This is a genomic window from Stenotrophomonas sp. 2YAF26 (genome assembly GCF_052114625.1).
GTDB classification, from domain to species: Bacteria; Pseudomonadota; Gammaproteobacteria; order Xanthomonadales; family Xanthomonadaceae; genus Stenotrophomonas; species Stenotrophomonas indicatrix.
This window is the reverse complement of sequence record NZ_JBFRFC010000002.1, coordinates 135,748-153,980: the sequence shown is the minus strand read 5'-3', so window position 1 is coordinate 153,980 and position 18,233 is coordinate 135,748. Positions and strand designations below refer to the sequence as shown.

14 protein-coding genes are annotated in these 18,233 nt (G+C 67.6%); 6 read left to right on the top strand and 8 right to left on the bottom strand.

The genetic code is table 11. The features are described from left to right. Positions 1 to 77: 77 nt before the first annotated feature. From rnr to rlmB, 3 genes are all read left to right on the top strand, one after another. Positions 78 to 2,537, top strand: a complete 2,460-nt coding sequence (gene rnr / locus AB4Y98_RS03055) for a ribonuclease R (protein WP_442243743.1) — start codon at positions 78 to 80, stop codon at positions 2,535 to 2,537. A gap of 167 nt (positions 2,538 to 2,704) precedes the next feature. Then, a complete protein-coding gene (locus AB4Y98_RS03050; protein ID WP_093817773.1) occupies positions 2,705 to 3,199 on the top strand; it encodes a GFA family protein in 495 nt (164 codons plus the stop codon). A gap of 92 nt (positions 3,200 to 3,291) precedes the next feature. Further along, positions 3,292 to 4,035, top strand: coding sequence for a 23S rRNA (guanosine(2251)-2'-O)-methyltransferase RlmB (gene rlmB / locus AB4Y98_RS03045; RefSeq protein ID WP_223494668.1), 744 nt, complete (start codon positions 3,292 to 3,294; stop codon positions 4,033 to 4,035). A gap of 295 nt (positions 4,036 to 4,330) precedes the next feature. Here rlmB and AB4Y98_RS03040 read toward each other — a convergent pair whose 3' ends face one another. Genes AB4Y98_RS03040 through AB4Y98_RS03030 form a run of 3 tightly spaced genes read right to left on the bottom strand, consistent with a single transcriptional unit; the run spans position 4,331 to position 8,960 of the window. Next, positions 4,331 to 5,770 (bottom strand): efflux transporter outer membrane subunit, encoded by a 1,440-nt coding sequence (locus AB4Y98_RS03040; RefSeq protein WP_442243742.1) that lies wholly within the window; start codon positions 5,768 to 5,770, stop codon positions 4,331 to 4,333. Then, complete coding sequence (locus tag AB4Y98_RS03035; RefSeq protein WP_032975817.1) at positions 5,767 to 7,725, bottom strand: MacB family efflux pump subunit; 1,959 nt, start codon at positions 7,723 to 7,725, stop codon at positions 5,767 to 5,769. The genes AB4Y98_RS03040 and AB4Y98_RS03035 overlap by 4 nt, the downstream gene beginning before the upstream one ends. Further along, positions 7,722 to 8,960: an efflux RND transporter periplasmic adaptor subunit gene (locus AB4Y98_RS03030; protein ID WP_442243741.1), complete on the bottom strand. Its 1,239-nt coding sequence runs from the start codon at positions 8,958 to 8,960 to the stop codon at positions 7,722 to 7,724. Before AB4Y98_RS03030 ends, AB4Y98_RS03035 begins: the two co-directional genes overlap by 4 nt. Before the next feature lie 205 nt (positions 8,961 to 9,165). On the opposite strand from AB4Y98_RS03030, the gene AB4Y98_RS03025 reads away from it, so the two are divergent. The 3 genes from AB4Y98_RS03025 to AB4Y98_RS03015 all read left to right on the top strand — a co-directional run bounded on the left by AB4Y98_RS03025 (position 9,166) and on the right by AB4Y98_RS03015 (position 14,526). After that, positions 9,166 to 9,894, top strand: a complete 729-nt coding sequence (locus AB4Y98_RS03025) for a response regulator (protein ID WP_025875399.1) — start codon at positions 9,166 to 9,168, stop codon at positions 9,892 to 9,894. 6 nt (positions 9,895 to 9,900) lie between these two features. Beyond that, a complete protein-coding gene (locus tag AB4Y98_RS03020) occupies positions 9,901 to 11,292 on the top strand; it encodes an ATP-binding protein (protein WP_312112124.1) in 1,392 nt (463 codons plus the stop codon). 213 nt (positions 11,293 to 11,505) lie between these two features. Next, positions 11,506 to 14,526: a two-component regulator propeller domain-containing protein gene (locus AB4Y98_RS03015; protein ID WP_442243740.1), complete on the top strand. Its 3,021-nt coding sequence runs from the start codon at positions 11,506 to 11,508 to the stop codon at positions 14,524 to 14,526. Between the two features lie 285 nt (positions 14,527 to 14,811). Here AB4Y98_RS03015 and rnt read toward each other — a convergent pair whose 3' ends face one another. The 5 genes from rnt to AB4Y98_RS02990 form a co-directional block, all read right to left on the bottom strand. Next, positions 14,812 to 15,396, bottom strand: a complete 585-nt coding sequence (gene rnt, locus AB4Y98_RS03010; protein ID WP_032951815.1) for a ribonuclease T — start codon at positions 15,394 to 15,396, stop codon at positions 14,812 to 14,814. 157 nt (positions 15,397 to 15,553) lie between these two features. Beyond that, the gene (locus AB4Y98_RS03005) at positions 15,554 to 16,075 is read right to left on the bottom strand and encodes an HvfX family Cu-binding RiPP maturation protein (protein ID WP_442243739.1); all 522 of its coding nucleotides are present in this window, start codon (positions 16,073 to 16,075) and stop codon (positions 15,554 to 15,556) included. 23 nt (positions 16,076 to 16,098) lie between these two features. Then, positions 16,099 to 16,854 (bottom strand): HvfC family RiPP maturation protein, encoded by a 756-nt coding sequence (locus AB4Y98_RS03000; protein WP_442243738.1) that lies wholly within the window; start codon positions 16,852 to 16,854, stop codon positions 16,099 to 16,101. Then, entirely contained in the window at positions 16,847 to 17,722 is an 876-nt protein-coding gene (locus tag AB4Y98_RS02995; protein ID WP_442243737.1) for an HvfB family MNIO-type RiPP peptide maturase, read from the bottom strand. The genes AB4Y98_RS03000 and AB4Y98_RS02995 overlap by 8 nt, the downstream gene beginning before the upstream one ends. Next, positions 17,709 to 18,074 (bottom strand): HvfA family oxazolone/thioamide-modified RiPP metallophore, encoded by a 366-nt coding sequence (locus tag AB4Y98_RS02990; RefSeq protein ID WP_442243736.1) that lies wholly within the window; start codon positions 18,072 to 18,074, stop codon positions 17,709 to 17,711. The genes AB4Y98_RS02995 and AB4Y98_RS02990 overlap by 14 nt, the downstream gene beginning before the upstream one ends. Positions 18,075 to 18,233: the final 159 nt, after the last annotated feature.

Below are 18,233 nucleotides of genomic sequence, written 5' to 3'. Positions count from 1 at the left end.
TGAAAATTCTTAATGGGGGTTCTTCAACGTGTTTGCTGACCCGTTCTGCACGCCCACAGCGGCTACCATGGAGGGCGATGACTACCAAAAAACCAAGCAAGGGCGGGAGCAAGTCCCGCAGTGAAGCCCCCAACAAGGGCACCAAGCAGGGCACTGCCCGCAACAACAAGCCGGGCAAGCCGTTGCCGGGCTGGCTCCCCGCACTGGCCGAAGGCGGTGCACCGCCTCCAGGACGTGGCCGCCGCAACGCCGAGCCGCCAAGTCCGGCGCCGGGCCGCAAGCTGCCGCCGACGGGCAAGGTGATCGACGATCCCTATGCGTCCCGCGAAGCGGAAAAGTACGAACAACCCATCGCCAGCCGCGAGGCCATCCTGGCCCTGCTGGAACGCTGCGAAGGGCCGCAGACGGCTGAGGAACTCGGCGCGCGCCTGGGCCTGACCGCACCGGACCGTGCCGAAGCGCTGTCGCGCCGTCTCGGCGCCATGGTCCGCGATGGCCAGCTGGTGCAGAACCGACGCGGCGGCTTCGCGCCCATCCAGACGTTGAACCTGGTCACCGGCGTGGTGATCGCCAATCCGGAAGGGTTCGGCTTCCTGCGCCCAGTCGAGGGCGGCGACGATCTGTTCCTGCCGCCGTATGAAATGCGCAAGGTGATGCACGGCGACAAGGTGTTGGCGCGTGTTACGGGCATCGATCATCGCGGCCGTCGCGAAGGCAGCATTGCCCGCGTGCTCGAGCGCGGCATGACCCGCCTGATCGGCCGCTTCAGCGTCGAGATGGGCATCAACTACGTGGTGCCTGATGACAAGCGCATCCAGCGCAACGTGCAGGTGCCACCGGATCAGATCGGCGGTGCGCGCGATGGCCAGCTGGTCGTCTGCGAGTTGACCCAGGCACCGGACAGCCGCCGTCCGCCGATCGGCCGCATCATCGCCGTGCTCGGCGACAAGCTGACCGCATCGCTGGTGGTGGAGACCGCGATTCACGGCCACGAACTGCCGTTCGAGTTCCCGCAGGAGGTGCTGGACGAAGCCGCCTCGGTGCCGCTGGTGGTCGAGCCGGCGATGATCGGTGACCGCGTCGACATGCGCAGCACGCCGCTGGTCACCATCGATGGCGAGGACGCCAAGGACTTCGACGACGCGGTGTACTGCGAGCCGAACGCCGATGGCTTCCGCCTGGTGGTGGCCATTGCCGATGTCTCCAACTATGTCCGTCCCGGCACGCCGCTGGACGATGAAGCACAGAAGCGCGCCACCTCGGTGTACTTCCCGGGCTTCGTGGTACCGATGCTGCCGGAGACGTTGTCCAACGGTATCTGTTCGCTGATGCCGAAGGTCGACCGCATGTGCTTCGTCTGCGACATGCAGATCGACCGCGAGGGCCAGGTCACCGGCTCGCGCTTCTACGAAGCGGTGATGAATTCGCACGCGCGCCTGACCTACACCCAAGTGTGGCAGGCAGTGGGCGAGGATGACGCCGGTGCCAAGGCCTTCATCGGCGATCTGTTGCCGCAGGTGCAGCGCCTGCACCAGCTGTACAAGGTGCTGTCCAAGGCGCGCACCAAGCGTGGCGCGATCGAATTTGAAAGCAGCGAAGTCCGCTTCGTGCTCGACAACCGGGGCGAAGTCACCCAGGCCGGCATGCTGGTGCGCAACGATGCGCACAAGCTGATCGAGGAATGCATGATCGCGGCCAACGTGGAGGCGGCAAAGTACCTGTTGTCGCGCCATGTGCCGGCGCCTTACCGCGTGCATGAGAAGCCGCCGGAGACCAAGTACGCCGATCTGCTGGAATTCCTCAAGGAGTTCAAGCTGAGCCTGCCGCCGTGGTCGAAGGTGCGCCCGGGCGATTACACCAAGCTGCTGAAGAAGATCCGCGACCGTCCCGATGCCACGCTGCTGGAATCGGTGCTGCTGCGCAGCCAGAGCCTGGCCGTGTACAGCCCGGACAACAACGGCCACTTCGGCCTGGCGCTGGAGGCATACGCGCACTTCACCTCGCCGATCCGTCGTTACCCGGATCTGCTGGTGCATCGTGCGATCAAGCATGCGCTGTCGGGCAAGCCGCTGGAGAAGTTCACCTACAACGCCCGCGAGATGGCCGCACTGGCACTGCAGTGTTCCGAGCGTGAGCGTCGTGCCGATGAGGCCGAGCGCGAGGTGGATGAGCGTTACCGCGCCGCGTGGATGGAAAAGCACGTGGGTGGCCAGTTCGACGGCGTGATCAGCGGCGTGACCAGTTTCGGCCTGTTCGTGGAGTTGGCCGACTCGAAGGTACAGGGCCTGGTGCATGTGACCCAGCTGCCGCAGGACTATTACAAGTTCGACGCGACCCGCAAGACATTGACCGGTGAGCGCCGTGGCAGCAGTTACCGCCTGGGTGACCAGGTGCGCATCCTGGTGCTGAAGGCCAGCATGGAAGAGCGCAAGATCGACTTCCGCCTGGTCGAGCACAAGGGCGAGGAAGAGGAAGCAGGCGCGGCCCCGCTGCCCGAGCGCGGCAAGCCGGCCAAGCGCGCGAAGAAGAAGTATTGAAAGCTGTGCCGACCAACGGTCGGCACCCACCACGCCGGCGCCGCCCATCCCGGTAGGCGCCGGTCCCGGGCGGCACGTTCCCATCGGTAGGTGTCGAGCTTGCTCGACACGCTCCCCATCGGTAGGTGTCGACCTTGGTCGACACGATGTTCCGGAGGAAAGCAGCAATGCAGGGCCAACCCGAATACAGCGGCGGCTGCCAGTGCGGCGCGATCCGCTTCCAGGCGCGGGGCGAGCTGACCGACAGCTCGATCTGCCATTGCCGGATGTGCCAGAAGGCCTTCGGCGCGTATTACGCGCCGCTGGTGTCGGTGCGCGGTGTGCAGTTCAGCTGGACCCGTGGCCAACCGCGCTATTTCCAGTCCTCCAACGTAGTGCGGCGCGGCTTCTGCGCCGACTGTGGCACGCCGTTGACCTATGAAGCCCCCGATGGCGTGGCGGTGGCCGCCGGTGCCTTCGACCAGCCTGAACGCCTGCCGCCGACCCTTCAGTACGGCGTCGAGCGCAAGCTGCCCTTCGTCGATGGGCTTGGCCGGCTGCCGGCACGCCGTACGGAACAGGACATGGCCGCGCTGGAATTCCTGGCCACGGTCGTTTCCCATCAGCATCCCGACCACGACACCCCGCACTGGCCGCCGCGCAGCCGTTCGGCCGAAGGGTGAACGGCGGGTAGCGCCGGGCCATGCCCGGCGAGCGCGAAGCGCGGCCGCCCCTGATGCTCTACCATAGCCACCCCCTTTCCGGTCCTGCCCGCATGAGCAAGAACAGCCAGTGGATCGTCGGCGTCAACGCCGTCGCCTCCTCCATCGAGAACGACGCCGAGAACGTCCGCGAAGTGCTGGTCGAGGCCGGTGCGAAGAACCCGCGCCTGGTCGAAATCGAGGAAAACGCCCGCCGCAAGGGCATCGACGTGCGCAAGGTCAACAGCCAGGCGCTGGACGGCGTGGGCGGTTCGGTGCGCCACCAGGGCGTGGCTGCACGCTATGCCGCCGCCCGCACCTACAACGAGAACGAGCTGGAAGGCCTGGTAACCGCTGCGGAAGGCAAGGCCCTGCTGCTGGTGCTGGACGAGGTGCAGGACCCGCACAACCTCGGCGCCTGCCTGCGCTCGGCTGCCGCTGCCGGCGCCACCGCCGTCATCATTCCCAAGGACAAGTCGGCCACGGTCAATGCCACCGTGCGCAAGACCTCGGCCGGCGCTGCCGACCGCATCCCGGTGGTGGCGGTGACCAACCTGTCGCGCTGCCTGAAGGACCTGCAGAAGCAGGGCGTGTGGATCTACGGCCTGGCCGGTGAGGCCACTGCGTCGCTTTACCAGCTGGACCTGAAGGGCAACATCGCCCTGGTGCTGGGCGGCGAAGCCGACGGCCTGCGCCGCCTGACCCGCGAAAACTGCGATGGCCTGGTCAAGATTCCGATGCCGGGCGAGATCGAGAGCCTGAACGTCTCGGTCGCGGCCGGCGTCAGCCTGTTCGAGGTCGTGCGCCAGCGCGGTTGATCGGCATCGCCGCAGCGTGATCCGGGTCAGATTCCTTTCCCTTGGGAAAGGGATCTGACCCTATTTTCTGCCGGACCCCAATCCACGCATGGCGTGGATCTACTATCAGCTCTCGCGGAACTGTATGAGCCGGGGTGCCGTGGGTGTGCGGGGTGTGAGCCGCATGGATGCGGCGACCAAGCCCCCAGGGATGGGTTCACGGCGTCCCCGCACATCCACGGCACCCCGGCGATCCTGCAGAAACCGCGCTGTTGTCGTTGCCTCTGCGGGTGCGGGGCGCAGCCCCGCATCGCGCTTACCCCGCACTGCCTCCCAGTGCCTTGAACAGCGTCACGTCGTTGTTCAACTGGCTCTGCCGCACCCGTGCCAGTGACAGTTCCGCGTCGCGCCGGGTCTGCTGGGCTTCCAGCCAGGTGCGCAGATCGGTGGCGCCCACGTGATAGCGCACTTCCTGCGCGCGCTCCACTTCCACCGCTTCATCGTAGGACGCTTGCGATGCGGTCACCTGGCGCAGCAGCTGCTCGCGTGCGGACAAGGCGTTGTCCACCTCCGACAGCGCGGTGTACAGCGTCTTGCGGAAGTTGGTGGCGGCGATCTGGTAGTTGGTGCCGGCCACGTCCGTATCCAGCTGCGCGCGCTGCAGGTTGAGGAAGGGCAGCGACAGCCCGGCTCCCAGCGTCGCCACCGGATTGCGCAGCACATCGCCCAGCGAGGTGGCGCTGGAACCCAGGCTGCCGGTAAGACTCAGTGCCGGGTAGTACTGGGTGGCGGTTACCCGGATCGTCTTCAGGCTGTTGCGCAGCCGCAGTTCGGCCGCGCGCAGGTCGGGCCGCCGGCCGAGCAGGTCGGCGGGCAGGCCTTCGGCAATGCTCGGGCTCTGCGCCTCCAGCAGGTTCTGCGGTTCGTCCTGCTGTGGCCACGGCGTGCCATCCAGCAGCACGGTCAGCGCGTTGCGCACTTCCACCCGCTGTTGTTCCAGCGCGCTCTGCGCCGAACGCTGCGACTGCAGGTTCTGCAGTGCCTGGCGTACTTCCAGGCGCGAAACCGCACCGGCATCGAAGCGCGCCTGCACCAGTTCGTGCGTGCGCTGCAGCCGCTCAAGGTTGGCTTGGCCGGTGGCGATGGACTGGTTGAGGTAGGCCAGTGCCCAGTACTGGTTGATGACATCGCCGATCACCAGCAGGGCGGTGTTCTGCCGGTCTTCTTCGCTGGCGTTGGCCTCCCAGCGGGCGATGTCGCGCTGGGTGCGCAGGCGGCCCCACAGATCGATCTCCCACCCCAGCGACACGCCGGTGGAATAGCTGCGGCGCCAGTCGTCGGCCTGGTCGGTGGCGCGGCTGCCGCTTCCGCTCACGCCGGACGACGAAGGCTGCGGCCACAGCGCGTTGCTGGCCAGCCCGGCCTGCAGGCGTGCACGTTGCACCGCCAAGCCGGCCGCACCGAGGTCGCTGTTGGCGGCAAGCGCCTGCGCGACGAGGCGGTCGAGGCGCTCGTCGCCGAAGCCGGTCCACCAGTTGTCCTGGCGGACGTCACGGGCCGGGGTATCCAGGCCGCTGCGCGGGTCGTCGGCCGGCGCGTTGAGGGTCGCATCGCCACGACCATAGGTGGCGGCAACGCTGGGGTCTTCGACCGGATAGCGGCCTACGGAAGCGCAGGCGGAGAGTGCAAGCAGCACGGCGCCGGACAGCAGCAGGCGCGAGGGAGCGGGGAAGGGCAATCGGGTCATCATCTTCATTCGCGGGCCAGGGCCTCCACCGGGTCGAGCTGGGCGGCACTGCGTGCCGGCAGGAAGCCGAACGCCACGCCGATCAGGGTCGAGCAGGCGAAGGCGGCAATGATGGAAGCGGTGGAGAACAGCACCTGGAAATCACTGGCGAACCGGCCGATCAACACGCCCATCAGCAGTGCCAGGCCGATGCCGAGCAATCCGCCGAGCAGGCATACCAGCACCGCTTCGATCAGGAACTGCTGGCGGATGTCGCTCTGCCGCGCCCCCACCGCCATGCGCACGCCGATCTCGCGGGTGCGCTCGGTCACCGAGACCAGCATGATGTTCATCACGCCGATGCCACCGACCAGCAGCGCGATGGCGGCAATGGCGCCGATCAGCAGGGTCATCGTGCGCGTGGTCTGTTCGATGGTGTCGCGGATCTCGGCGCTGTTGCTGAGGAAAAAGTCCTCGGTGCCGTGGCGCATGGTCAGCAGCCGGGTGATCGCTTCCTGTGCCGCATCCATCGGCGTTTCATCGTTCACCCGCACGGTGATGCTGGAAACGTGGCTCTGCCCGAGCATGCGCGACATCACCGTGGTGTAGGGCACGAACACGCTCAGGCTGGTGCTGCCGCCGAAACCGAAGCTCTGCTTCTTGGCCACGCCGACCACGCGCACCGGCACGTTGCCAAGCAGGATCACCTGGCCGATCGGGTCGCTGTCGGGGAAGAACTGGGTCCGGGTGTTCTCATCGATCACCGCCACCTGGCCCAGCCCTTTCACCGCGTCGGTGTCGAAGAAGCTGCCGCTGAGCAGGCTCACGCCCTTCACCCGGAAGTACTGCTCGCCGACGCCGCTGATCTGCGCGGTGGCCGACTGGTTGCGGTAGCGCGCGGTGACCGAACTGGACACGCTGGGGGTGGCGCTGTCGACGTAGCTCTGCCGCGACAGGGCATCGGCATCGCTGGCCTTGAGGGTCTGCACCCGCGCCGAACGCATGTCGCCGAAGCCGCGACCGGGGTAGACGTCGATGGTGTTGGTACCCAGCGCGCTGATGTTCTGCAGGATCTGCTGCTGCGAACCGTTGCCCAGTGCCACCACCGAGACCACCGAAGCGATGCCGATGATGATGCCGAGCATGGTCAGGAAGGTGCGCAGGCGATGGGCGTTCATCGCCAGCAGGGCCATCCGGAACGCTTCGGTGAAGCGGTCGCGGGCGGCCTGCCAGCTGCTGCCATGGGCCACGCCAGCGCTCGGCTCGCGTTGCGCACGGTAGCTGGGCGCGGCCGGATTGGCACGGTCGGCGATGATCTCGCCGTCGCGGATCTCGATGATGCGCTGTGCGTGCTCGGCCACGCTCATGTCGTGGGTGACGATGATGATGGTGTGGCCTTCGGCATGCAGTTCGCCGAGGATGGCCATCACCTCTTCGCCGGATTTCGTGTCCAGGGCGCCGGTCGGTTCGTCGGCCAGGATCACCTCGCCACCGTTCATCAACGCGCGCGCGATCGACACGCGCTGCTGCTGGCCACCGGACAGCTGCCCGGGTTTGTGGTGCATGCGGTCGGCCAGGCCCAGCCGCTGCAGCAGCTGCTCGGCACGCGCGGTGCGCACCGGGCCGGGGCTGCCGGCATAGACCGCCGGCACGGCCACATTGCCGCGTGCGTCGAGATCGCCCAGCAGGTGGTAGCGCTGGAAGATGAAACCGAAGTGCTCGCGGCGCAGCTCGGCCAGCTCGTCAGGCGCCATTTTTCCGGTCTCGCGGCCCGCCACCTGGTAGCTGCCACGGGTAGGGCGGTCCAGGCAGCCCAGGATGTTCATCAACGTGGACTTGCCCGAACCGGACTGGCCGACGATCGCCACCATCTCGCCGGCATGGATGTCCAGGTTGACGTCGCGCAGCACGGCGATGACATCCTCGCCGGCAGGGAATTCGCGTCGCAGGTCGCGCAGGCGCAGCAGTGGCGCCGTCATGCTCATCGGCGCCCCATGCCCGGGCCGCCGACCCGCATCTGCATGCCGCCACGGTTGCCGCCGCCCGCGGCTGCCGCAGCGCCGCCTTCGCCGACCACCACGCGCTCGCCTTCCTTCAGGCCGGACAGGACCTCGACGTTGGCGCCGTTGTTGATGCCGACCTTGATCTTGCGCGGCTGCGGTTGGCCCTTGTCATCGACCACCCGCACGATGCGCTCGCCATCGCGCGACTTCGGTCCCAGTGCCACGGCCGGCACCATCAGCACGCCCTTGGCCTGCTTGAGCAGCACCGATACCTGTGCGGTCATGTCGATGCGCAGGGTGCCATCGGGGTTTTCGACGTCGAACAACGCGTTGTAGTAGACCGCGCTGCTGGAGCTGGAACTGGACGAGCTGCTGGAACTGGACGAGCTTTCGTTGGCGATCGATGCCGGTGCCGGATTGATCTGCCGCAGCGTGGCGTGGTACTTGCGGTCCGGGTCGCCCAGCGTGGTGAAGTACACCGGCATGCCGGCCTTGATCTTGACCACGTCGGCCTCGGACACCTCGGCATTGACGGTCACCACGTCCAGCCGTGCCAGCATCACGATGGTCGGCGCGGTCTGGTTGGCGTTCACCGTGCGGCCTTCCTCGGCCACCACCGCCACCACGGTGCCGTCCATCGGCGCGACGATGCGGGTATAGGCCAGGTTGGCACGGGCAGTGCCCAGCTCGGTTTCGCGGCCCTTGATCTGCGCCTCGTAGGACTGCAGCTGCGCACGCGCGGTCTTCAGCTGGGCCTCGGCGGCGTCGTATTCCTGGCGCGAGGTGGCTTCGGCAGCCAGCATCTGCTGCTGGCGTGCGAACTCCAGTTCGGCCTGGCGCAGGGTGGCCTGCTGCACTGCGCGCTGCGCAGTCACCTGGTCCAGCGAGGCCTGCGCGTTGAGCACCTGGTTCTGCTGGGTGGTGGCGTCGATCTCGGCGATCAGGTCGCCTTCCTTCACCGTATCGCCCAGCTGCACCTTCAGCGACTTGATCTGGCCGGAGGCCTGCGCACCGACGCTGACCAGCTTGTAGGCGTCGATCACGCCGGTGGCTTCCACCGTCTGCTCGATGTCGCCGCGGCTGACCGGGGTGGTCGCCAGCGCCGGTGCGGCAGGCTTGCGCAGCAGCCACCAGGCGGATACAGCGGCGATCAGGACAATCAGGGCGACCAACATCAGGCGACCCTTGCGGGTCGCGGGCAACAGGCGGGAGATCACGTGGCGGCTTCACTCTGGGGGCCGCAGCGGCGGCGTTGGTGGGCATTGTGAAGATCGAGCGATGCTGCGCTCAATCCTCGGGGTGTGTCTCTATGTAACACTGTCGCCGAGACTGCGTATCAGCAGGTATCCCGCATTGCGGGGGATACAGTGGTACGTATTGGCCTGGATGCGGTTCAGCTGCCGACACGGGATGATTCGCGACATGGAGACTGAAAACCCGATGCACCGTTTGCTGATCGTCGATGACGACAACGATATCCGCACCCTGCTGGCCGAGCAGCTCGGCCGCGCTGGCTACCAGGTCAGCACCGCCGCCGATGGCACCAGCATGCGCCAGCTGCTGGAACGCGAGCACGTGGACCTGATCGTGCTCGACCTCAACCTGCCACGCGAAGATGGCCTGACCCTGTGCCGCGACCTTCGCGCGCGCTCGAACACGCCGGTGATCATGCTCACCGCGCGCGCCGAGCCGATCGACCGTGTGCTCGGCCTGGAAATGGGTGCAGACGACTACCTGGCCAAGCCGTTCGAACCGCGCGAACTGCTGGCACGCATCCGCAACGTGCTGCGCCGTACCGAAGCGCTGCCGGCCAACCTGGAACCGCTGGCGGTGCGCCGTGCGCGTTTCTCGCGCTGGATCTTCGACCTGGAGCATCGCCACCTGGTCGACCCTGACGGGCGCGTGGTGGTGCTGTCCGGCGCCGAGTTCCGCCTGCTGCGGGTGTTCATCGCCCATGCCAACAAGGTGCTCTCGCGCGAGCAGCTGGTGGCCCTCAGCAGCGGCCGCAACTATGAAGCGCAGGACCGGGCGATCGACCTGCAGGTCAGCCGGCTGCGCAACAAGCTGGCCGACGATGGTGGCCCCGACGGCCTGATCAAGACCGTGCGCAACGAAGGCTACGTGCTGGCCTCGGCCGTCAACTTGGAATAAGCCGCGATGAAGCGCCTGCGCCACTTCCTGTCCTCGATGGTCGGACGGCTGTTCGTGATCCTGCTGCTGGGCATGAGCGTGGCCGCGATCGGCGCGACCATGCTGGCCAGTTCCAAGCGGCAGCAGGAATTCGAGCGGCAGAACCTGAACCGCATCGCCGACCGCCTGCAGGGCTACATCAACCTGCTCGACGGCAACCCGGAGCTGCGCGAGAGGCTGCTGGAGATCGGTGGCCCCAGCGTGCGGGCACTGCAGCCCGGCGCGCGCATCGGGCGGGCCGACAAGGCGCTGATGGAAGTACTGGAAGACCGACCGGGCCCGGTGTCGCGGGCGCATGTGCACTTCACCTCGTTCCGTTCGTGCATTCCCAAGCTGCAGGACCTGCTGCCGCCACCGCCGCCGGGCCACCGCAAGCCGCCACACGAACGCGATCCCACCTTCATCCCGCCCAAGTGCCGGGCGGTGGACGTGGTGCTCAACGACGGCACGTTGCTGAAGCTCGCCCTGGATTCGCCGGCGATCGCGCACAACGGCATCCTTGCCGTGGACCCGCTGTTCCTGACCCTGCTGGTACTGGCCATTGCCGTGCTGGCCTACGTGGTTGCACGCATGGCCAGTGCGCCGCTGCAGGAGCTGGCGGCCGCCGCCGAGGACCTGGGCGATGACCTGCAGCGGGCACCCTTGCCGCTGCGCGGGCCGCGTGAAGTGCAGCGCGCCGCCGAAGCCTTCAATGCCATGCAGCATCGGCTGCAGCGCCACCTGGCCGAACGTACGCAGATGCTGGCGGCGATCACCCACGACCTGCAGACGCCGCTGACCCGGCTGCGCCTGCGCCTGGAAAACGTGACCGACGAGACGCTGCGCGAGCGCCTGATCGGCGACCTGGCTGCGATGCAGGCACTGGTACGCGAGGGGCTGGAACTGGCCCGGAGTGCGGAGAGTGCCGAACAGCGTGCCGCGCTGGATCTGGATTCACTGCTGGAGAGCATCGTCGAGGACACCGCCGAGGACGGCGCCGACGTTGTCTTTGAAGGCCGCAGCGGCGCGGTGCTGATGCTGCGCCCGCTGGCGATGCATCGCTTGTTCTCCAACCTGGTGGACAACGCGGTGATGTATGCGCAACGCGCCCGGGTACGTGTCGAGCGCGGCGAGGGCACGATCACGGTGGTCATCGCCGATGATGGCCCCGGGCTGGCCGATGACCAGCTGGAAGCGGTGTTCGACCCGTTCGTGCGCGTGGAGACATCCCGTTCGCGCGAGACCGGCGGTGCCGGCCTGGGCCTGACCATCGCCCGCGCGCTGGCCGAGAAGGACGGGGGCCGACTGTGGTTGCGCAACCGCCCCGAAGGTGGGCTGGAAGCGGTGGTGCAGTGGTCGACCAGCGCCGAGGCGCGGTAGCGGCATTGATCCCGGACCCGGCCCGGTTGCGCCGGGCTGCCCGGGCGCGGTGACGCCGGTGACAGGGTTTGCCCTATCATCTGCGTACTTCCCCATTCTTCGTCCGATGAGCCTGCCTGTTCCTGCCGGCATGCCGCCCTGCGCGGTGCGGCTGTCCCTGTTCGCGTCTGCTGCCGCCACCGGCATCCGCAGCTGGCCGCCGCCGCTGCGCTGATGGGCGGGCAGGGGGCGGGCAGGCGCCGGGCGGGGCGCCACGCGGAGAACATCGGTCGCCTGCTGCGGGTGGGTATGCTGTGGCTGCTGCTGGCGATTGCCACGCCACTGGCCGCGCAGAGTGGCGCGCCGCCGTTGCGCGACTACGCCATCGACGTGTGGACCTCGCGCAATGGTCTGCCGCACAACTCGCTGCGCGACATCGCGCAGACCCCGGAAGGCCACCTGTGGTTCGCCACTTGGGAAGGCCTGGTGCGCTACAACGGCCTGGATTTCACCGTGTTCGACCGCAGCACCCGGCCGGGGCTGCGCGACAACGGCATCGGCGCGCTGCTGGTCGACCCGCAGGGCGGTCTGTGGATCAGCGATTCGCGCGGCAATGTCAGCCACCGCGGCAGCGACGGCCAGTGGCGGGTCTGGGAACATCAACCGGATACGCCGCAGGTGCTGATCCAGTCCATGCAGATGGACAGCCAAGGGCGCCTGTGGCTGTTGTACGAGGGCAAGGGCATCGGCTATCTGACCCCGGACAAGGGCATCGTCTACCAGCGCCCGCCGCCGGACCTGCCGCTGGCGATGAGTTTCACCAAGATGGCGGTCGATGCGCAGGACCGGGTCTGGATCGGCACCCTCGACGGCCTGGTGCTGCGCGACAATGACGGCGTACTGCAGCGCGCGCCAGCGGCGTGGGGCGTGGACAAGGGCCTGTCGTGGCCCTATCGCGCGCCCGATGGGGCGCTGTGGATCGTCGCGGGCGAGCGCCTGTACCGGGAGGAGGACGATCGCCTGGTGCTGGTGCACCGGCTGCCTGGCCAGTTGCACTTGACCGCCATGCTGCAGGACCGCCATGGCGACCTGTGGCTGGGCACCGAGAACCAGGGTCTGCTGCGCATCTCGGCGCATGGCCTGGAGCGCCTGCCGGCGGGTCTGAACCTGCCCGGCGGGCGCGTGGTCAGCCTGCGCGAAGACGCCGAGGGCAGCATCTGGGTGGGTGCCAATGGCGGCCTGTACCGCCTGCGCGAAACCCTGTTCAGCAGCTACACCGAACGCGACGGCCTCAGCGGCGACTACGTGCGCACGGTGCTTGAAGACCGGGACCGCCATCTGTGGGTGGGCAGCGCCAGCGGCCTGGACCTGCAGACCGCCGACGGTCGATTCCGTGCGATACCGCTGCATAACCGCGGAGGCAAGGCGCCTTCGGTGCTGAGCCTGGCGCAGGATGCCGGCGGCGATCTGTGGGTGGGCACCTTCGGCGACGGCATCTACCGGTTGCACGCCGATGGACGGCTTCGCCACAACTACGCGGCGGCCGATGGCCTGCCCGGCGGCAACATCCGTGCGATCAGCATCGCGCCTGACGGCGTGGTCTGGGCGGGAACGCAGAAGGGCGTGGTCCGTATCGAAGGTGACAAGGTAACCGTGCCCATGGTTCCCGGCATGCCGGGAGGCCTGACCACCGCGCTGGAACACGATCACCAGGGAAATCTGTGGATCGGCACCATCGAAGGCGTCCGCGTGCTGCGCGGTGACCGGGTGCAGTCGATCGACCTGGCGCCGCTGGGCGGTGGCCGCAGCGTGTTCGGCTTCCACCAGATCGGCGATGCGATGTGGATCAGCAGTGATCGTGGGCTGTATCGCTGGCAGGCGGGGACGTTGGCACGGGTGGGCCTGGAGCAGGGCATGCCGGTGGATGCGGTGTTCCAGTTGGTGCCCGACCGACTGGGCAATGTGTGGATCAGCAGCAACCGCGGAGTACTGCGCACCGACATGGCCACGCTCAACGCCGTGGCCGACGGACGCGCACCGCGGGTCACGGTGGAGCGTTACAACGAAATCGACGGCATGGCCAATGCGCAGGCCAACGGCAGCTCCGGTCCCTCGGCGATCCTGCGCCAGGACGGCACGTTCTGGGTGGTGACCGCCGGTGGCTTGAGCACGGTCGATCCGCAGCGGCTGCAGCGTTTCCGTGAACGCCCGGCACCGCCTGCGGCAATCGAGAACGTACAGGTCGACGGTGCGCCGGTGCACTGGGAAGGCCCCGAGCGCAACCTGATTCCCGGTGGGCGACGGCTTGCGGTGAGCTACGTGGGCCTGAGCTACCTGATGTCCGACCGCATCCGCTACCGCACGCGGCTGGAGGGGCTGGACAGCGGCTGGGTGGAACGTGGCCCGCAGCGCAGCGTGGAATTCGTCGGCCTGCCGCCGGGCGATTACACGCTGCACGTGGCCGCCGCGCACCCGGGTGGCAGCTGGGGCCATCAGGAAGCGGTGTGGAGTTTCACGGTCGAGCCGTTCTGGTGGCAGCGGCACAGCGTGCAGGCGCTTATGGGGCTGGTGCTGCTGTCCGCGCTGGTGGCGCTGTACCGCTTCCTGCTGCAGCAGTACAAGGCCAGCAACCTGCGCCTGGCACGGCGCGTGGACGAGGCGACCTTCGACCTGCAGGCGCAGACCGTACACCTGCAGGCCCTGAACCAGGAGAAGACCGAGCTGGCCGAGCGCCTGGCGCGGCAGGCCGAGGCGTTCGAACGACAGGCCCGCGAAGACGCGCTGACCCGGCTGGCCAACCGTCGCGGCTTCGACGAGGCGCTGGCCCGCGACTTCGCCCGCGCCCAGCGCAGCGGCCATCCGCTGTGCCTGGTGGTGCTGGACATCGACCACTTCAAGGACGTCAACGACCAGCACAGCCACAGCATCGGTGATGCGGTACTGGTGGAAGTGGCCCAGGTGATCGCCGCCGCCAGCCGCGATTCGGATCTGCCGGCACGCACCGGCGGCGAAGAATTCGCGCTGCTGCTCAATGACACACGGTTGGAGGAGGCGGCGCAGCTGTGCGCGCGCCTGCGTGGCCTGTTCCATGACCACCCGGACTGGGCCGGCATCCCGGGCCTGCGGGTGACCTTCAGCGCCGGCCTGGTGGAACTGGACGGTGACGACCGCACCCCGGCACTGCTGTACCAGCGCGCCGACCGCGCGTTGTACCGTGCGAAGAGTGACGGCAGGGATCGCACGAGCATCGGTTGATCCACTGCAAAGCATCCACGCATGGCGTGGATCGACCGGCATTGCCGTACCAACAGTCGGCACCCATCGAGCGCAGCGACCCGCTGTTGCTCCCGCTTTTCTGATCTTTCCGTGGCGCCCGGGAAATTGTCGAAGGCCGGGCAGGGTGGGTTCGCGGGGGTATCCGCGGCATGGATGGCGCGGCTAAGCCCCCAAGGATGGGTTTACGGCGTCCCCCGCGAATCCATCCTGCCCGGCCTCACCCGCAATGCCGATTCGCCACGAGGGGCTTCGCCGTTGGCTGCTTCACCGCGGCCAGGCGTTGGCGATCGTGCAGAACAACCGCGCCGTCTGCTCGGTGTCATACACCGCGCTGTGCGCCTCGTTGGCGTCCCAGCCCAGCCCGGCCGCCGTGGCTGCGCGTGCCAGCACCGTCTGGCCATAGGCAATGCCCGCCAAGGTGACCGTGTCGAACACGCTGAAGGGGTGGAACGGGTTGCGCTTGTGCCCGGTACGGGCGACGGCTGCGTTGACGAAGCCGAGATCGAAATGCGCGTTGTGGCCGACCAGGATCGCGCGCTGGCAGCCGTACTTCTTCATCGCTGCACGCACCGGAGTGAAGACGTGGTCCAACGCCGCCTTCTCTTCCTTGGCCAGCCGGAACGGATGGTCGAGGATGATGCCGGTCACTTCCAGCGACTTCGGGTCGATCTCCAGTCCCTCGGCCGGCACCACATGGGCGCTGGCGGTCTGGCCAGGGTAGAGCAGGCCGTTCTCGTCCATCTCGATCGGCACGGCGGCGATTTCCAGCAGCGCATTGCGCTGGCTGTCGAAGCCGCCGGTTTCAACATCCACCACCACCGGCAGGAAGCCGCGGAAGCGTTGTGACATCGCGCGCTGCGCCTGGGGTACGTCGGAAACAGGGAGGGCGGCAGGTGCGGAACTGGGGTCGGTCATGTACGGATTCTAGCAGAGCGACCCTGAGCACCCGGGATCCCGGTAGGTGCCAGCCTTGGTTGGCACCCTGCGCGCCGACCAAGGTCGGCATCTACCGGAGCGCAGGCCGCGCCGTGGGGCCCGACGGATACCAGCGCGCCAGCACGGCATCCACGCTCAGGCGCCCAGCACCGGTGAACAGCAGCGGCAGTAGCATCGCCATGAACAGCAGTGGCAGTTTGAAGTTGCCAAAGCCCTGATCGCTGATCGCATAGCCCATCGCCAGATCGCCCAGCGAGCTCCATTCGGCGGGCCAGTGCACCGCGTACGTTGCCACAGCTGTCAGCACCAGCAGGCTGGCGGCGGCAAAGCGGGTGCCGAAGCCCAACAGCAGGCACGCTGCGCCCACCAGTTCGAACCAGGTGGCCAATTGCCAGTTCAGCGCAGCGGGCAGCTGGTCGAACGGAAACGGGAAAGCATCCTGCAGATCGGCGAACCAGTTCTGTCCGTGCAGCTTCTCGCGCCCGGATTCCAAGAATTCCCAGGCAAGCAGCAGGCGCAGGCCAAGCGGGGCCAACCACGGGGCGAAACGGTCCAGCTGGCCGCGTGCGGCGGCCAGGGTCGGGGTCTTCATCGGTGTTTCTCCTGGAAGGGGCGTCAGGGTGAAGCGGGGAGCGGACCGATCACGCCAGCACGCAGGAACTGCTGCAGCAGTTGCGCGCCAGGGGCGGCCAATGTCCCAGGATCGAGGTGGTGCAGGGCGGCCAGTTGCTGCAGCTGTTGTTGGCCGGTGGCCCCGGGGGACTCGCCGATCAGGGTCAGTAGATGCACTGCGAGGCTGGTCAGGGTGGCAAATCGCACCGCGCCATCAGCATCGCGCCGCACCAGCAGGCCGGTGGGCTCTGCCGGTGGTTGCGACGGTGCATCTTCGCTACCCAGCTGATGCACCGGCCAGCGGTACAGCAGCGGCCAGGCCAGCGGTGAGCGGCGCAACGGCACCCGCAACGGATCAATGTCGCCCGGTTCCGGCAGCGGATCGGCCTGCAGCTGGTACAGCGCGGTCTCCACCCACTCGTAGTGGGCCAGTTCGGCAAGTGCCGGATGCGGCAGCTCCGGCTGCACCTGCAACCACTGCACGAACTCGGCAGCCAGTTCGGTGAACAACGGGGTGTGGCAATGGTGGCTGGCGAAATAGTGGCGCACCAGTGCACTCCAGTCCGGTTCGCCCAGCAGGCGCACGCAGACCGGGAAGCCATTGCTCAACAACCCCAGCAGATTGTTGAACAGCAGGCGTTCGTACACCGCCACCCGACGCGGATCCATGCCGGGCGGCGCCGGTACCTGCGCCGGGTCGCGCAGGTGCGCGGTGAACGCGTGCTGCTGCGCACGCAGGCGTTCGGGGGCGTCAGCCATGGGCGGCTCCGGCATGCGCGGCCTGCAGGCGGTGGATGGTCTGCAGTTCGCCCCGCAGCTCGGCGTAGGGCGGGAAATTGAAGTCGCGTTCGAGCAGGGTAGGGCGTGGGCCGATACGGGCGTAGGTGCGTGCCAGCAGGTCCCACACCGGGTCGATCACCGGGCTGCCGTGGGTGTCGATCTTCAGGTCCGGTGCCTCGTCCAGGTGCCCGGCCACGTGCAGGCAGACGATGCGTTGTGCGGGCAGGCCGGCGATGAAGGCATCGGCGTCGTAGCCATGGTTGCAGGCATTGACGTAGACGTTGTTGACGTCCAGCAGCAGGTCGCAGTCGGCCTCGGCCAGCACGGCAGTGGTGAAGGCCAGTTCGTCCATCGTCGGGTCCGGCGCCAGGTAGTACGACACGTTTTCCACGGCGATGCGGCGACCGAGAATGTCCTGCACCCGGGCGATGCGGGCAGCGGTGTGGCGTACCGCTTCATCGGTGAATGGAATCGGCAGCAGGTCGTACAGGTGGCCCTCGTCGCTGCAGTAGCTCAGGTGTTCGCTGTACAGCGGCACTTGATGCTGGTGCAGAAACGCACCCACCTGCGCCAGCAGCTGGGTATCCAGGGGGGCACTGCCGCCCAGCGACAACGACAGGCCGTGGCAGCTCAGCGGATGGCGCGCCGCCAGTTCGGCCAACGCGTCACCCGCGGGACCACCGACACCGATCCAGTTCTCCGGCGCGCATTCGAGGAAATCGAAATCGCCGGCCGGTGCATCGCGCAGGTCCTGCAGCAGGGCACGGCGCAGGCCCAGGCCCACGGCCGCCGCAGGAAGCAGCGACCGCGGGTGGACGACGCCGGCGCGGACGTCAGTGCTTGCCACCGCACTTGCCTTCGCCGCACTTGCCTTCGGCCGACTTCTTGTCACCGCCGGTCTTGGCCTTGGTGTCCGCACCGGCCGCTGCCTTGCCCTTGTCGCCGCCGCACTTGCCTTCAGCACTCTTGCCGTCGGCGCCACACTTGCCTTCGGCATGCTTGGCCGCGTCGGCGGATTTTGCATCGGCCGCCTTCGCATCGGCCGCCTTCGCATCGGTGGCCTTGGCCGCCTGGCCGGCCACCAGGTAGCCCTGGGCGAGGTCGGTCATGCTCAGGGCCGAGGCGGAGGCGGTCATGCCGAGGCCTGCGGCCAGGGCGGTGGCGGTCAGCAGGGACAGCGTCTTGTTGGAGGTGCTCATCGGTCGTGCTCCTGGGTGGTGGGCGGGTGCCCGTGGTGAAGCGATGGTGCAGCGATCCTACTCAACGAATCCTCGCCGGGAATTCAAATTTTCGTGAGAAGTATTACAGCGCCAACAAAAAGGCCGCTGTCACGAGGACAGCGGCCACCCTGGAGTCGA

What these genes read in the sequence shown, in the direction of transcription:
- AB4Y98_RS03025 (WP_025875399.1), top strand. Translation starts at nt 9,166, where the DNA reads ATGGAGACTGAAAACCCGATGCACCGTTTGCTGATCGTCGATGACGAC.
- AB4Y98_RS03040 (WP_442243742.1), bottom strand. Translation starts at nt 5,770, where the DNA reads ATGAAGATGATGACCCGATTGCCCTTCCCCGCTCCCTCGCGCCTGCTG.
- AB4Y98_RS03050 (WP_093817773.1), top strand. Translation starts at nt 2,705, where the DNA reads ATGCAGGGCCAACCCGAATACAGCGGCGGCTGCCAGTGCGGCGCGATC.
- rnr (WP_442243743.1), top strand. Translation starts at nt 78, where the DNA reads ATGACTACCAAAAAACCAAGCAAGGGCGGGAGCAAGTCCCGCAGTGAA.
- AB4Y98_RS03005 (WP_442243739.1), bottom strand. Translation starts at nt 16,075, where the DNA reads ATGAAGACCCCGACCCTGGCCGCCGCACGCGGCCAGCTGGACCGTTTC.
- AB4Y98_RS03020 (WP_312112124.1), top strand. Translation starts at nt 9,901, where the DNA reads ATGAAGCGCCTGCGCCACTTCCTGTCCTCGATGGTCGGACGGCTGTTC.
- AB4Y98_RS03000 (WP_442243738.1), bottom strand. Translation starts at nt 16,854, where the DNA reads ATGGCTGACGCCCCCGAACGCCTGCGTGCGCAGCAGCACGCGTTCACC.
- AB4Y98_RS02990 (WP_442243736.1), bottom strand. Translation starts at nt 18,074, where the DNA reads ATGAGCACCTCCAACAAGACGCTGTCCCTGCTGACCGCCACCGCCCTG.
- rnt (WP_032951815.1), bottom strand. Translation starts at nt 15,396, where the DNA reads ATGTCACAACGCTTCCGCGGCTTCCTGCCGGTGGTGGTGGATGTTGAA.
- AB4Y98_RS03015 (WP_442243740.1), top strand. Translation starts at nt 11,506, where the DNA reads ATGGGCGGGCAGGGGGCGGGCAGGCGCCGGGCGGGGCGCCACGCGGAG.
- AB4Y98_RS03035 (WP_032975817.1), bottom strand. Translation starts at nt 7,725, where the DNA reads ATGAGCATGACGGCGCCACTGCTGCGCCTGCGCGACCTGCGACGCGAA.
- rlmB (WP_223494668.1), top strand. Translation starts at nt 3,292, where the DNA reads ATGAGCAAGAACAGCCAGTGGATCGTCGGCGTCAACGCCGTCGCCTCC.